The sequence below is a fragment of the Planctomycetota bacterium genome, assembly GCA_026387035.1.
Classification (GTDB): domain Bacteria; phylum Planctomycetota; class Phycisphaerae; order FEN-1346; family FEN-1346; genus JAPLMM01.
The window spans coordinates 1-14,225 of record JAPLMM010000069.1 but is presented as its reverse complement, the minus strand read 5'-3'; the positions used below and the strand labels follow the sequence as shown (position 1 = coordinate 14,225).

Sequence of the window (14,225 nt, the reverse complement as noted above, 5' to 3'; positions counted from 1 at the left end):
CACTTCGCGGACCCCCAGGTCCACCAGCCGCTGAACCTCCTCGGCCAGGGCGGCGGGGGAGCGGCTCCGCTCCGGCCCGCGCACGTTCGGCACGACGCAGTAGGAGCAGAAGACGTCGCAGCCGCGCATGACGCGGACGAAAGCCTGGCGGCTTCGGCCGACGCGGCGGCGGCCGCGGACCTCCGTCTCGTCGAGCCGCGCGTCGAAGGCGCCGAACGCCTCGGCCGCCCCTTCCACGCGGGCGGGGTCGAGGGCGACGCTGCGGCGTCCCGCGCGGGCTTCCCGGACGAGGTCCGGGAGGTCGGCGAGGCGACCCGGCGCGCAGATAAAATCCACGAGCGGCGCCCGCTGCCACACTTCCGGGCCGTACTGCTGGGCCGTGCACCCCACGAGGCCGATGACGAGGTCCGGTTCACGTTTTTTCCGAGCGGCGAGGGCGCCGATGTTGGAGAAGACGCGGTTCTCCGCGTGGGCGCGGACGGAACAGTCGGCGCCGGCGGCGCGGAGCAGGTCGGCGGCCAACTCCGCATCGAGGCGGTTCATCTGACAACCGTAGGCCGTGATGTGAACGCGCAGCGGTTCCATGGGAACGGGCCATTATAGGAGGCGCGGGGGCGGCCCACAAGGGCGGCCGGCACATGCCAAGTCGGGGAACGTGACCGCCCGCCCGCCACGGCGGGTAAACTTCCGCGGGCGGCTCGAAAGGCGCAAAGAGGCGCCGCCCGGCGGTTGGACCCGGTCGGGTCAGGGAGCGGGTGAGACGGCGCCGCGGAGGTCCCGGAACTTTTTCTGGAGGATCGGGTCGGCGCCGCCGAGCGCCTGGGGCTGAACGATGATGGCGAGGCTTTCGAGGGCCTTTCGGACCTCTTCCTTGTCACCGAGCCTGTATCGGCAGTAGTAGTTGTGGTAGCGGAAGTCCCAGAGGCGTGCGGGGTTGGAGACCCTGGTCTGCTCCTCGATTTCCAGGAGGACGCGCCAGAGTTCGAGGGCGCGTTCGAAGTGAGGTTTGGCCTGGCCGGCGTCGGGCGCGGCTTCGCCCATGGTTTCGTAGCATCGGGCCATGCCGAAGACGCAATCGACCTTGATCGGCTTGCCTTGCTCTTCCTGCTCCGGTTTCGGGCCGCCGATCTCGGTGTAGATGGCGAGGGCCCGTTCGGTGTCGCCGGAGGCCAGATACAGTTCCGCGAGTTCGTACTGTATATTCTCCATTTGTTGCTGTTTGTTTGGGACGTTGCTGGTTTTGAACCACTCGCGGAGACGGTCGCCGAGTTGCTCGGCATCCTTGACCTTGGCGCGGGCGGCGTCTTTGTCGGCGCGGATCAGGCGTTCGACGTCCTCGATCATGGCCTGGAACACGTCGATCATCACGGGCCCGACTTCCTCCGGCTTGGCCTGCGCCAGGAACATGTTGAGAACCGCCACCGCCTCGGGCAGGCGGCGGAGTTTCTGGAGCGCCTCGATCTTGTATTTCAGGACCCGCCCCTGCAATTCCTTGTCCAGTTGGAATGTTTTTTCCATGTCCTTCAGGATCTGGAGCCCGTCTTCGTAGAGGCCGACCTCGGGATACATGTAAACAGCGGCGGCGCTCAGGCAGGCGGCCTGGGCCCATCCGAGGACCTGCTGGCGTTTTTCGTCCGGCAGCCCCTGGGCCTGGCGGGCGTAGTCGGCGAAATCGACGAGGTCCTTGGCGACGACGCGGGCGCGCGAGAGGATGATGGCCTTATCGCCCGTCGGGAGAATCTTCTCGCGGAACCCCTCGAAGCGGCAGAGAGGCACCCAGTAGCGGGCCTCGGGATAGTACTCGGACTCCCGGGCGACCTTGGCGAACTGTCCGGCGGCGTCTTCGTATTTCTCCCCGCGATAGAGGACGAGGGCGTAGAAGTACTGCTGGTCCGGGTCCGCCTTGAGCCACTTCGAGACAAACCACGCGAGGGCTTTTTCGTTGGCCTCACGATTCTCGGGCGTCTTGGCGGCCTCGTACAATTGGCCTCGCACCCCGACGTAGTATTTGGCGGACTCGGCCGCGTACTGGTAATCGGGCGCCGACTCCGCCACGCCCCTGAACGCCTCGGCGGCTTCTTCCTTCCGGCCCAGTTGCAGGAGGCAGGCGGCCTGGTTATACAGGGCGGCCGCGTAGTTCGCGTCCTTCGCGCCCACCTTCTGAGCGTAGATCTTGAAGAGCCGCAGCGCGTACTCCAGTTGTTTGGAGTCCTTCGCCTCGCGGGCCTTCGCAAAGGTATCCGTCGCGAGGAGCCAGAGACCGAACAGCTCCATCTGCTCGATGTCCCCCTCCGCGCCGACGAGGCTCGGCATGAGCACCAGAACGATGTAGGGCCAGGGCGGGGCGCGCTGGTTGAGGGTCTTGAGGATCTCGACACCCTTGTCCTTCAAGGTGGTGTCGTTGGTGGCCTTGGCTTCGGCGAGATAGGATTCGGCCTCGACGATGGGCATCGCGAGGCCGTAGAGGTTCTCGCTGATCTTCTGCTTGCCGAAGAACTCGCGCGCGTTCTCGATGGCCTTGCAGGCTTCCTTGAACTTGCCCTGGCGCACGCGCGTCAGGGCCGTCTCGAACGCGACGCGGATCTTTAAGACCTCGGGCGCCGAAGCGTTGTTCGCATTCGCCAGACTCGTCAGGGCGTCCTCGAACTGCCCGAGTTCGCGTTGGGCCAGGCCCGCCACCAGATAGGCGTACCACTTGGCGGGAACCGTGTCCGGCAGGTCGCGGTAGGACTGGAAGGCCGTGATGGCGTCGTTCAGGAGTTCCTCGCGCGATCGGTCTCCCTGGGGGGGCTTATAGTCCTTCGGCAGGGTCCACGCGCGGTAGTAAGCGGTCCAGGCGGCATAGTACTGGGCGTCGCGCTGAATGTCGCGCAGTCGCCGGGTGTAGCCGGCGTTGACGTACTGATTGCGGTCGGGGGCGCGGTCGATTTCCGATTGCCACTCCATCGAGCCCTGGAACGCGGCGCGGTACTGCTGCTCGGCCGTCTGAAAGAGCCGTGCGGCCTTTTCGCGGTCGCCGCCCCGGCGGTCCGTCACCTCCAGGATGTCCAGGTCGTTCTTCAACCAGTTCTGAAAGATCATGTTCGCGAAGTCCGCGCGCCAGGTGAGGATCTGGAGTCGCGCGTCGGCCCGGTTTTTCCAGTCGGCGGCCGGGCTCCCCGCCAGGGCTTCCTGGGCCTCGGCAATGGCCCGCTCGTAGAGTTCCTTGGCCTTCTCGAAGCACGCGTCGCGTTCGGCGACGGTCTTGGCCGCGGCGGCCTGCTGGATCTGGAGGGCCGCCTGCTGGACCTTGCTGCCGACCGTCCCGGCCTCGCCGCCGCCCGTCGGCCGGACGCCTGGCTGCTCCACATAGGCCTTCATGAGGCTCTCGAGGCCGCGCTCCTGGAGACCCTTGTAGAAGGGGTCTTCGGCCTCGGCGGCCCACAGAGGCGCCGCCGCCAACGCCGCCAGGATCCCGCCCCACACCCTTGCCGATACGCATCGCTTCACGTCCGTTCTTCCTTCCCGGGCGTCCCGTTGCAGCCGGAGACGATTGAGCGCCTCCTACCCCTGGACGGCCGCACTGCGGAGAGAACTTCATCGCGCTTTTTTTGCAGCCGGCGGATAATGTTTCGCCGGCGCGCTATCGCGGCACGGCGAAATTGATGTTCGTGAACCGTGCCGTCACCGCGGCGTCGAACGCCCGCACGACGAACTTGTGCCGCACCGCCATCGTCGGCGAAATCAGGATCGGGTGAGTCGGTTGGAGGCCTCGCGCGCGGTAGCCTTCGAGCGCGGCGCGGAGGCCCGCGAAATTGTCCCCGAGACTCTGCGTATCGTTCAGGACGATCGAGACGCCTTCGCCTTCGTTTCCCTCATCCAAGAGTTCGATCTTGAGCCTCTCCAGGATCTCCTTTTGTGGGATCGGATTTGGGCCCTGGTCTCTCGGCAGGTTGGTGGTCAGGTAGCCCTCGCGGCCCGCCGACGACGGCATCAGCATGAAGAAGATGAGCAACTGGAAGATGCAGTCGATCATGGGCGTCATGGGCGGCTGAATCTTCACATTTTCGCGCTTGCGGCTTGTGCTTCGCATAGTTCGTCCTCAGCGTCCGGCTATTTCTGTTCCGACTCCGGGATCTTGGTGGTGACCCACCATCCTTCGATGCCGGCGGCGCCTGCGGCCAGCATGACGCGGGCGACGTCCTCGTAGGGGACGTCTGCATCCGCCCGCAAGATGACGTTCAGGTTCGCTTTATCTCCCTTGGATGCCGCATCCACAAGATACGCCGTCAGTTCGCCCCCGACCGTCTGAGCGCCGTTCGGACGGGTGTACGCTTCGAGCACGCGCATTTCCCGGCCCATCACCTTGACCACGGCGTCGAGGCTGCTCGTTTTGCCCTTGATGATGTTAATCACGATGTTGCGGTACTGGCTGTAGTCCAGGATCTTGGCGGCCTCGGCCTCGGGCAGCACGACGTCCTCAATCTCCAACTGCTGGAACTGGCTGATAAGCATGAAGAAGATGATGAGGTTGAAGATGATGTCAATCATCGGCGTCATGTTGAAGCCGATGTCGCCGCCGCCTTTCGCCCTGATGACTCTAGCCATCGGTTCATCCTCCTGCCGCTCCCGGCGCGCGGCCGGGGGTAGCGTCTCGCCTCAGGCCGCGGCCGTGGGCTTGAAGTTCGCCAGCAGTTCCTCGGCCACCAGCGCCGCCTCCATGGACATTTGCTCAATGCGGGTCCTGAAGATGCTATAGGCGCTGAGGGCCGGCATGGCGACCAGCAGCCCGCAGAACGTCGAGACCAGCGCGATCATGATACCGCCCGCGAGGTCCTCGGGGTTGGCCTTCCCGCCCTTCGCCGCGATCTGGCTGAAACACACCATCATGCCGTACACCGTCCCGAACAGCCCGAGCATCGGGGCGACGTTCCCCAGGAGGTTCAGCCATTCGATCTTGCGGTAGAGGCGCGCGGCGCGTTCTTCGGCGGCGTCGCCCATGGCTCGCTCCATCGCCTCGTAGCCGTTCGCCGCCTCGATCAGGCCCGCGTGCACCACGCCCGAGACGAAGGACGGGTCGGCCTGGCAGAACTCCAGCGCCTCCCGGAAACGCCGCTCGTCGAACATCGTTTTGATCTGCGCGACCGACAGTTCCGGCACGATCACCGTCCGCCGGATCGTAAGGGCGTGCTCGATGATTAGCGCAATCGAGGCGATCGAGCACGCGTAGATCGACACCATGTCCAGAAACCCCATGACGTTTGTGAATGTCGACACATAGAGCATGCCGCCGAGGGACATCTCGCCCTTCTGGGCCTTCTGGGCCTCCTGGCCCAGCGCCCCCATGCTCGCCACGAGCACCACGCCCAGCATCACCCCAAGTACCACCGCCCGTTGCTTACCCATGTGCCTGAACTCCTTCGTTCTTAGTGGCCGACGGATTGTCGGCAGCCTTTTCCTCGCGCCGGATCAGCCCTTCGGGGCCTCCGGCCGAGCCAGTTCCTGTTTCGCCCGCTCCGCCCCCACGGTGCCCGGATAGTTCTGGACCGCCTCGTTGAGCACCTTGGAGATTTCGCCGTCCGGCAACTTGGCGGCCTTCATGGCCACGCCCGCACGCCAGAGCGCCTCCGCCGTCCGCGTTCGGTCCTTGTCCGCATACAGAATCGGCACGCGCATGAACTGAAGCGCCGCCGGCACGTGCTGACCTCGCTCCGCCAGCACGCGACCCGTGTAGAACGCCACCTCCTGCGGATTGTCCCGGGCCAGCACGCCCGCGGCCTGATTCAGGCGCTGCTCGGCCTCGTCGATCTTATGGGCGGCGAACAGCAGGTCCAACTGCTTCAGCATCGCCCAGTTGCGCATCTTCGGATTGTCGCTCGTCAGGAACGGCTCCAGAAGCAGGAGGACCTCTTCGGGCTTCCCTTCCAGGAGCACCAGGGTCAGGTGAAACCGCTTCAGTTCGCCCGCGTACGGCTTGTCGGCCGCGCTTTTCAGCGCCGCTTCCACCTTCTTCAGCAATTTCCGGTTGCCGGCGGCATCGTCGGGCCTGGGTCTCGGCAACTTCAACCCTGCGACGAGGGTCGGCTGGTTCTCGGCTAGCGCCAGATAAGCATCCAGCGCCTCCTGCACCCGGCCGGACTCCGCGTACAGTTTATACATCCGCGAGGACACGAGAACGCGGAGCCACGGCGCAGCGCCTTGCCGACCAAGCGATTCGTACAGTTTTTCCGCCTCGGCGAACTCCTGGGCCGCCTTCGGGCCGCCCGCCAAGCCTTTCGCGTATGCGTCCTCCGCCTTCTCCATGTCGGGATACTGATCGACGCGGATCGAGGCGATGTCCGCCAGGGGGACCGTCCGCTTGCCGCCCGCGTACTCCAGGACCAGGCCTCCGGCGTCCATGCCGACGATTTTCCCGTCGTAGCCGATGCCGGCCTGCGTCCGGATGCGGTCGGTGCGCGCGGGGGCGGCCGCGGCCAAGGCCGCCGTCGCCGTCAGCGCCCACAACGCGGTCCTAGTGAATAAGCGTCGCAAGGTCTTTCTCGGACACAAACTTGTAATTGCCCCCGTTTTCCTCGGCAATCTGCTTTAGCACCTGCTCGCCCATGGAGTACAGGAAGCCGATCGTATGGACCGTCACCTGGCCGCCCGCATTCTGCTTCTTCACGAGGCCCACGATGGCCTTGTCGAACTCGCCGTCCGTCAGAAGGTAAATGAGTTCCGGCTTCACCTCGAACGCGCGTTCCAGGGCCTTCGCGGGGTCCGTCTCGCCCTGCGGAATGACGCCGTCGATGAACTCGAACGCCAGTTGTTTGTTGCGGTCGGTCGCGTTGACGAGTCGGCGCATCGGCATCTCGACGGGCGGCCCGCTCGAAAAGAAGATGACGTGGAACTCTTTCTTGTCCCCCAGTTCGCCGATCGAACGCTTCAGTTCGAACTTCACGTAGTCGATCGAGTCGGTCATGCTCCCCGACCGGTCCACCACGTAAACGATCTTGCCCGCCTCGCCGCCCGCCCCGAAGAAACCGGACCCGAGCCCCGAACCCGTCCCGAGGCCCTCAAGTCCGCCGTAGTCCTTCCCGCCCCCGCCGACCCCGATCACCTCCAACACGTTCATCTTGTTCGACGCCACGTCCGGGAACGGATTCTCCATGTGCCGCACCAGGCTGCTCGGCCGCGGAACCATTTTGCCTCGGCTCGCCTCGTCGTCCTTCATCTTGTTTTCCGGACGCGGACGCTTGACCGTCTTCTTCTGCGATTGGGCGACGACGGCTGACTTGTACTCGAACGGCGGCTGGACGGCATAACTCTGCTGCCAGGCGAAAAACGCCGCCAGGACCCCGACCGCCACGTGCAGCACCACGCTCGTGCCCCAACTCGGAAGATACAGCGCCAGCCAGCCCATCACCGTATCCATGGACGTCTGCTCTTCCGCTTCTTCCGCCTCCCCTTCCTTCCCCTTTTCCGCCTTCTGGTCCGGCACGGGCTGCGCCGGCTGGCTCGCCGCCGGGGCCGCCAACGCCGCCGCCGGGCCCGCGACCGTTTCCGCGTCCGCCGGCACCGCCGTCCCCTGGTTGCAGTACGGGCACACCACTTCCGTGCCCGGCGACTCGTTCACCGTCAGCCGCTTCCCGCATTTCGAACACCGAAACCGCAGAGCCATTCTCGACGCCTCCTCGGCTAAGGCCGTCCAAGGTCGCCTATGTTACGGCAAGGGGGGAAGCCCTGTCAACTCTCGCCTTCAACGGGCCGCGATACGTGCCTGGTGTGGCACGGCTCCCGGCGCGCCGGGACCAGGGTGCCACCCAATTGTTCCCTTGTGCAATTTCTAGGAGGGTTCCGCGGAGAATGCCAGAAAATTTTGGCGCACCCCCCCCCCGCCTGCCCGGCAATTGTTTGACAGCTCGTACGGCAAGAAGTAGTATGGCGGCAGTGACCCGGAACCCTTTTGAAGGCGAAAACCCATGAAACACCTTCTTGGCGCGGTGCTGGCGGGATGCCTCATCCTTTTCGCGGCGGCCGGATGCAGCGACCGCCAGGAGGCTAACCGAAAACAGTTCGAGGACCTCTACAAGGAATACTCCGACCGCTTCCACGAGAAGATGGCGACGCAGGCCGGCTCGCTGAACCCGGCGCAGGTCGCCGCCGAAGCCGCTCGCATGTGGAACAACATCTTCGACGGACACAAGGACATCGTCCGACGCCGCGCCGAAGACGTCCTCCGCGACCTGCGAGACGCCCCCGCCATCAACGAGAAAGAGTACAACCAGGTCGTCCAGGCCTCGCCCCCCGAAAAGGAAGAGGAGGGCCTCGTCCTCAAGCAATTCCTCTGGAACCCCATCGGCGCCGCCCAGGATTATCTGAACACCCTCTTCGCGAACGTCCTCCAACCGGCCGACCAGACGCGGCAGGCCGTCCTCACCTCGCACGCCGCCATCTTCTGGCTGGCCATCGACCGCAATCCCGAACGCCCCAAACTCATGCTCCGCCAGGGACCCTGGGTCTTTCTCGTCGAACTCTCGCGCCGCGACGACTACTACCACGCCGACAAACTCCGCTGGCTACAACATGTATCCATGGGTTCCATCCGCGTCGAGGGCGCCCCCGGTGCGCCGGGCAAGCCGTCCGGCAGCAGCGGCGCCGGCACACCACCGAAAGCCCCTGAAACGCCATCCAAGGCGCCCGAAACGCCGCCCAAAGGCCCCGCCAAGGGCCCCCAAGGCTGAGAGCCGGTCCAGAACACGAAAACGCGGGCGTCCCTGCCAACGCCGGGACGCCCGCTTTGACTTTCCACCGGGGCCGCACGCCTGCCCCGGCCCGTTCTCGTTCCACAGACCTTCTTATGCCGCCTTCTTCTTTTTCTCGGGCGCCGCTTTCGGCTCGGCCGGCGTCCGTGCGGGGCCTGCCTTTTCCGGCGCCGTCAGCACCGGCTTGGCAGCGGGCTTCGTCAGAGGCTCGCCGTCCAGCGGCGGCTGGAACCGGCCGAGGTCCACCCCGAACCGGTCCAGGATCGTCGGCGTAATGTCCTGACGCATCCCGCTGCGCTTGACCTTCGGGTCATTCGTCCCCAGGAACACCCAGGGGGCGTACCCGTGGCCTTTCTGGTCCTCATTGAACCCGTGGTCCGCCGTCACATAGACCAGCGTCTTGTCGTACAGGCCCAGTCCCTTGACCTTCTCGATGATCTTGCCGGTCCAGGTGTCGTTCGAGATAAGGGCGTCGTTGTATTCCTTCGAGTTCTCTCCGCCGCCGTGGCCCTTGTGGTCCACCTCGGCGAAATGGACGAAGAAGAAGAACGGCTTGTCCTTGTACTGCTCCAGGAGTGCGATCGTGCGCGCGCCCACCTTCTCGTCCAGCATGAGGCCGTACTCCCACACGTCGCAACTCTTGTGCATCGTGTAGTACGGCGATCCCTCGAACACCAGGTACTTGACGCCGTTCTCCTCAACGACCTTGCCGCCGGCCTGTTTGCCGGCCCCGGCCTTCGCGGGTTTCTTCCCGGTCGCTTTCTGCCCGGCCTTTTCCTTCTCCACCTCCTCAAGGGGTTTCTTGAAGGGCTCGCGGATCTCGCCGCAGTGGCCCGACTTGCCGATCACCGCCAGCGCCGCGAACTTCTCCGATCCGAACTGCGCTTTGAGCCGCTCGAACACGCTCAGGCCCGCCGGGCAGTCCCGGAACCGCCCGTTGCTGTACGTCCCCGTCACTTCCGGGTTGTAGCCGGTCAGGATCTGCGTCCAACCCGCCTTCGTGTCCGTCGCCCCCGTGACGACGTCAACAGCCACAAGGGCCCCTTCCTCGGACAGTTTCTTCAGCGTCGGCAACTCGCCGCGCGCAAGCGCCTCCTGGACGTGCGCCCGCTGCGCCCCGTCCCATCCGATGAGGATGATGTTCCTCGGCGGCCCTTCGCGCGAAGCGCCCTGCCCGAACGCCGGCACCGCCAGCAGCGCCGCCGCCAACAGACCCAACATGCCCTTTCGCATCGCCGTCTCTCTTTATGCCAGGCCCTTTTCCCAGGACAAGAGATTCAACCCATTCAACCCGGCCGCCAGGCCGCGGTGCCGAAGATTCCGCCGCCGACACCGACGCAGGCAATGTGGACCTTGCTGTTCGGGGACGGGCCCGCCTTGAGAATGGTGAACGGTGCTGCACCCACAGCGGACGCCGCCAGAATGCCCTTCAGGAAACCGCGACGTCTTATCGAGTTCATATCCTGCCTCCTATCTGTTTGCGGCGTTCTGTCGCCACTTCCCTTTCGTCCTCAGCCCGTTACTTGTGGAAACTGAACGAATAAAGTTTCGAATCCCTCAGTTCGAATCGCAAACGAATCTCCTTGCCTTTGAGCGTTTCGAGCGAGAATCCTTCTTTCCACCGGACCTCGCCGTCGGTGACAGTTTGCGTTATCAGTTCGCTTTCGGCCAACTTCTTGTTTTCCTTATCGAGAACCGTGACCTTGACATAACCGGACATTGCGACGTCCGCGCTCAGGCGCAGCGAACCGCTGACGGCAACAACGGGCTTGGTGGTGACCGTCGCCGTCTTGTTGCTCCCCCCGGCGATCTGTTCGTAGCCGGCGAAACCGTCCGGGCGCAAGCGGGCCAGGCAGAAGTAGCCGCTACGCCACGCCATAAACCTGCCGTCGTTCCCACCGTAGTATAGGCGTATTTCGTCCTTCCCAAAAATCGGGGGAGACGCGAAGATGCAGCCCCAATCGTAGTCGCCCATCTGTTCGCTGTTGGCAATCAGCGGCGTACCGGGCTGGATCCGATGCCACTCGATGCTATCGGGGCTCCATGCCAGTTCGACGTGCTGCCGGTTAGCCACGATATCGAAGAGGCCGACCAGCCCGATGTAGACGCCCGCGTGGCGAAAGACAGGCATGTCGTGAATCTGCAGATCCGTATTGAGACCTTCGATCACGACCTTCGCCGGGGACCAATTCAGGAAGTCGGGCGACTCGCTCCTCGACTCCCGGCGGTATCTGCCTTCTTTGCCGCCGTAGCGGTCACTTTTCGATCCCGTCCCTCCCCAGTTACGCGTGAATAGCACGTACTTGTTAAGCACGGGGTCCCAGAATGTGCAGTTGTAGGTGTCGCCATCGTCCAAGCCGGGCAACTTCTTCTCCGCCCAGTTCAGGCCGTCGGGCGAGAACCATACCATCGTATGCCCGCGGAAAGGGTGGATGGCCTTGTAACGCTTCTCGGGATCGGTTTCGTGCAGGTCCTTGATGACCCCCACGCCGTGTACGCCGAGCAAAACGATATTGTTCTTCTTGTTGCCCTGGAACTCGATGATCCCCAACTCGGGCTTCTCCCATTTTATCCCGTCTTTGGAAGTGGCGTAGCACACGCCGAATCCACGTTGGCCCTCATGCCAGTCAACCCACGCCCGCTTCTCAGGCGCCAGAGCCTCGTAGTCGGACTTGATGAAAATGCTGTACCAGCACTTGTAGATCTTTTCCTTCTCGTCATAGATGACGCTGCAATAGGGATTGTCGAAACGGGGTTCCCACGGCTTGTCCTCTTTGAACAACGGGTTGTACTTGTCCTTCTGCACGACGCCGACGGTCAGTTGAGCGTTCTCGGTGCTCTCGATGATGCGGAAATCGAGGAGGAGATACCGATCCCGCTTCGGGACCCCGGCAGACTGGTTCTCCGGCCCTGGCGGGCCTTCGGACTGCCCAATGGCCATGGTGCTGCAAACGACCGCTGCGAGCATGGCCATTGCCGCGACCGTCACTTTCGCATTGGCTTTCCTGCTTTCCGGACCCCAAAGCCCGCATCCTGTGCATGTCCGCATGGCTCAAGCCTCCTAACGCCGCCCCATTGCAGCGATCCTGAGCGTGGCCCAGGCTGTCGGGGTCTCGGATGCTCGCTGACCGGGCAACGCACCCGGCGCCGAGGATCCAACCTGGAACCTTTTGTACAACGGCCCGTACTGTCCCGGAAAGCACTTTTTTTGCAGATATGCACGCGGAGGGCCTCGCGCGTCCGACAACCTGCATGACCGCCCAACAGGGAGCGGCCGGTGGAACCGACCCGGAAATAACCTTCACAACACCGTCCTACTGCATAAGCGTCGCAAGGTCTTCCTTGTAGATTGCCTTGTAATTCCCGCCATTCTGATCTGCCATAATCTTCATGACCTCTTCCCCTGAAGGTGGATCCGAGTCGAGGTCTACCATGGCCTTGTCGAACTCGCCGTCCGTCAGAAGGTAGATCACCTCCGGGCGGACGGCAAACGCCCGCCGAAGCGCGTCCGACGGGTCCGTCTCCCCCTGGGCGATGATCCCGTCGACAAACTCGTACGCGAAGGCCTTGTTCCGCTCCGTCGCGTTCACCAGACGCCGCGTCGGCATCTCCACGGGAGGCCCGCTCGAATAGAAGATGATGTGGAACTCTTTCTCCTCCCCCAGTTTGCCGATCGATCGCTTCAGTTCGAGCTTCACATAGTCTATCGAACTGGTCATGCTGCCGGACCGGTCCACGACATAAACGATCTTGCGGGCCTCCTCGTCGCCGCCCACCCCGAATAATCCGGACCCGCGCCCGGGCCCCGTCCCGAGACCCTCGAACCCGCCGAAGGCCGCCCCTCCGCCGCCCACGCCGATCACCCAAACCGGGTCCCGGTCGTTCGACGCCACGTCCGGAACCGGCACCTCTATCATCTGCACCAGGCTGCTCGGCTGCAGAAGCAGCGTGCCCCGAGACTCTTGCTGGTTGCCCCACGTCTGCCGCATATCCGACCGCTGGTCGATCTCGTAGGTCTTGGGCATCAGGACCTGCCCGGTCACGTCGAACGGCAGCGCGTCGGCTTGCGTCGGCCGCGTCACAAACGCCGCCAGGACCAGCACCGCCACGTGCAGCACGATGCTGGTTCCCCAACTCGGCATATACAGCGCCAGCCAGTCCAGCACCGTTTCCGTCCCCTCGTCCTCCGCGCCCCCCTCGGGGCGCCCTTTCAACGCCTCCTCCCTCGCACTCGTCATGGCCCACCTCCTCCCTTTACCCTGCGCCCGTGTGCCCCGGCCGGTCTCCCGTTGCCGACTCTCCGGACCGTCCCGGAAGCGCGCTTCCATAAAGGAAGACGCGGGCCCGCGCGGCGCATCTCGGAAAATCCTTTACAGCCGACCCGCGGTTTGGCAGAAAGACGCCGGCAGGAGTCGCCCTGCGAGGGAGGACGGCCGGTGAAGGACTTCGTCGTCGCCTTCGTCACGCTGTTCGTCGCCGTCGACGCGCTCGCCATCCTTCCCCTTTTCGTCACGCTGACGGAAGACCTCTCGCCCCGCGAGCGACGCCGCATCATCGTCCAGTCGGTGGTGACGGCCACGGTGGTCGCCATCGTCTTCGTCTTCTTCGCCCGGAAGGTCTTCGACCTCATCGGCATCCACGTCTACGATTTCATGGTGGCGGGCGGCGTGCTGCTCTTTGCCATCGCCCTGCTGGACCTGGTGAGCGGACGCAAGTTCGCCCGCCAGGTCGAGACCGTCGGCGCCGTCCCCATCGGCATCCCGCTGGTCGTCGGCCCGGCGGTGCTGACCTCCTCGCTGATCCTCGCGGACGTAGTCGGCCTCGCCCCGACTCTGGTGGCCATCGTCCTCAACATCGCCATCGCAGGCGCCGTCTTTCTCGCCGCGGACCTTTTCACGCGCCTTCTGGGACAGGCGGGGTCCCGGGCCGTCTCCAAGGTCGCCAGCCTCATCCTGGCAGCCTTCGCCATTATGATGATCCGCCGAGGCATCGTCGCCATCATCCTGGCCGGCCTTGCCGCCGCCCCGCCCGGTTCCACCGGCTGAGCGCCAGCCCCCGCCGCCCACGCCGTCTATGAAAAACTCTTCGCCGAGTACGACGCCCTGCACGATTATTTCGGCCGGGGAGGGAGCGACATCATGAAACGCCTCAAGGCCCTGAAAGGCGTCGAGTGAAGGCCTGACGCGGCGCGTTGAGCGGGAATGCCCGCCGCCCTCTTTCTGCAGACGGGGATGGCTTCGTGCGGAGTTGGTCTACGGCGAGGCCGGCGGCCGCGGTCGCTCAAGGTCGGCGGCGGTCGAGACGACAATGACGCCGTCTTTGACCGCGAAGTCGAGTTTTTCCTTCCCGGCGACCGACCGAAGAATGAGCCGCAGCGCCCCCCCCAAGGGCACGGATTTCAGGTTCAGTGTAACCTTCGCCGACCGCTCGACGCCGGCCGCCTGGAGAGCGTCCCATCGGGCCTGGATGCTGGCGCCGCTATAGTCGGCGCAGAATCGCAGC

The 14,225-nt window shown here is 64.5% G+C and carries 14 protein-coding genes; 2 read left to right on the top strand and 12 right to left on the bottom strand.

Features of this window, described 5'->3' with window-relative positions:
* From NTX40_02230 to NTX40_02200, 7 genes are all read right to left on the bottom strand, one after another.
* A partial coding sequence (locus NTX40_02230) for a tRNA (N6-isopentenyl adenosine(37)-C2)-methylthiotransferase MiaB (protein ID MCX5647904.1) occupies positions 1-585 on the bottom strand: 585 nt, incomplete at its 3' end.
* 159 nt (positions 586-744) lie between these two features.
* Positions 745-3,489, bottom strand: coding sequence for a hypothetical protein (locus NTX40_02225; GenBank protein ID MCX5647903.1), 2,745 nt, complete (start codon positions 3,487-3,489; stop codon positions 745-747).
* A 133-nt stretch (positions 3,490-3,622) separates the two neighbouring features.
* On the bottom strand, positions 3,623-4,072 hold the full coding sequence (locus tag NTX40_02220; GenBank protein ID MCX5647902.1) for a biopolymer transporter ExbD: 450 nt from the start codon (positions 4,070-4,072) through the stop codon (positions 3,623-3,625).
* A 20-nt stretch (positions 4,073-4,092) separates the two neighbouring features.
* On the bottom strand, positions 4,093-4,587 hold the full coding sequence (locus tag NTX40_02215; protein MCX5647901.1) for a biopolymer transporter ExbD: 495 nt from the start codon (positions 4,585-4,587) through the stop codon (positions 4,093-4,095).
* 51 nt (positions 4,588-4,638) lie between these two features.
* Positions 4,639-5,385: a MotA/TolQ/ExbB proton channel family protein gene (locus NTX40_02210; GenBank protein ID MCX5647900.1), complete on the bottom strand. Its 747-nt coding sequence runs from the start codon at positions 5,383-5,385 to the stop codon at positions 4,639-4,641.
* A 63-nt stretch (positions 5,386-5,448) separates the two neighbouring features.
* Complete coding sequence (locus NTX40_02205) at positions 5,449-6,483, bottom strand: hypothetical protein (GenBank protein MCX5647899.1); 1,035 nt, start codon at positions 6,481-6,483, stop codon at positions 5,449-5,451.
* Between the two features lie 7 nt (positions 6,484-6,490).
* Positions 6,491-7,639 (bottom strand): VWA domain-containing protein, encoded by a 1,149-nt coding sequence (locus tag NTX40_02200; protein MCX5647898.1) that lies wholly within the window; start codon positions 7,637-7,639, stop codon positions 6,491-6,493.
* 301 nt (positions 7,640-7,940) lie between these two features.
* Between NTX40_02200 and NTX40_02195 the strand changes: the two genes are divergently transcribed.
* Positions 7,941-8,702, top strand: coding sequence for a hypothetical protein (locus NTX40_02195; GenBank protein MCX5647897.1), 762 nt, complete (start codon positions 7,941-7,943; stop codon positions 8,700-8,702).
* 114 nt (positions 8,703-8,816) lie between these two features.
* Here the strand turns inward: NTX40_02195 and NTX40_02190 are convergent, their stop codons facing one another.
* From NTX40_02190 to NTX40_02175, 4 genes are all read right to left on the bottom strand, one after another.
* Positions 8,817-9,956, bottom strand: a complete 1,140-nt coding sequence (locus NTX40_02190) for an alkaline phosphatase (protein ID MCX5647896.1) — start codon at positions 9,954-9,956, stop codon at positions 8,817-8,819.
* Between the two features lie 53 nt (positions 9,957-10,009).
* Complete coding sequence (locus tag NTX40_02185; GenBank protein MCX5647895.1) at positions 10,010-10,183, bottom strand: twin-arginine translocation signal domain-containing protein; 174 nt, start codon at positions 10,181-10,183, stop codon at positions 10,010-10,012.
* Between the two features lie 59 nt (positions 10,184-10,242).
* Positions 10,243-11,712, bottom strand: coding sequence for a hypothetical protein (locus NTX40_02180; GenBank protein ID MCX5647894.1), 1,470 nt, complete (start codon positions 11,710-11,712; stop codon positions 10,243-10,245).
* Between the two features lie 325 nt (positions 11,713-12,037).
* Entirely contained in the window at positions 12,038-12,961 is a 924-nt protein-coding gene (locus NTX40_02175; GenBank protein ID MCX5647893.1) for a VWA domain-containing protein, read from the bottom strand.
* 198 nt (positions 12,962-13,159) lie between these two features.
* On the opposite strand from NTX40_02175, the gene NTX40_02170 reads away from it, so the two are divergent.
* Positions 13,160-13,768 carry a MarC family protein gene (locus NTX40_02170; protein ID MCX5647892.1) on the top strand — a complete coding sequence of 203 codons (609 nt, stop codon included), beginning with the start codon at positions 13,160-13,162 and terminating at the stop codon, positions 13,766-13,768.
* 207 nt (positions 13,769-13,975) lie between these two features.
* Here the strand turns inward: NTX40_02170 and NTX40_02165 are convergent.
* The coding region (locus NTX40_02165) for a hypothetical protein (protein ID MCX5647891.1) at positions 13,976-14,225 on the bottom strand (250 nt) is incomplete at its 5' end.

What these genes read in the sequence shown, in the direction of transcription:
- NTX40_02220 (MCX5647902.1), bottom strand. Translation starts at nt 4,072, where the DNA reads ATGCGAAGCACAAGCCGCAAGCGCGAAAATGTGAAGATTCAGCCGCCC.
- NTX40_02215 (MCX5647901.1), bottom strand. Translation starts at nt 4,587, where the DNA reads ATGGCTAGAGTCATCAGGGCGAAAGGCGGCGGCGACATCGGCTTCAAC.
- NTX40_02210 (MCX5647900.1), bottom strand. Translation starts at nt 5,385, where the DNA reads ATGGGTAAGCAACGGGCGGTGGTACTTGGGGTGATGCTGGGCGTGGTG.
- NTX40_02200 (MCX5647898.1), bottom strand. Translation starts at nt 7,639, where the DNA reads ATGGCTCTGCGGTTTCGGTGTTCGAAATGCGGGAAGCGGCTGACGGTG.
- NTX40_02195 (MCX5647897.1), top strand. Translation starts at nt 7,941, where the DNA reads ATGAAACACCTTCTTGGCGCGGTGCTGGCGGGATGCCTCATCCTTTTC.
- NTX40_02190 (MCX5647896.1), bottom strand. Translation starts at nt 9,956, where the DNA reads ATGCGAAAGGGCATGTTGGGTCTGTTGGCGGCGGCGCTGCTGGCGGTG.
- NTX40_02185 (MCX5647895.1), bottom strand. Translation starts at nt 10,183, where the DNA reads ATGAACTCGATAAGACGTCGCGGTTTCCTGAAGGGCATTCTGGCGGCG.
- NTX40_02175 (MCX5647893.1), bottom strand. Translation starts at nt 12,961, where the DNA reads ATGACGAGTGCGAGGGAGGAGGCGTTGAAAGGGCGCCCCGAGGGGGGC.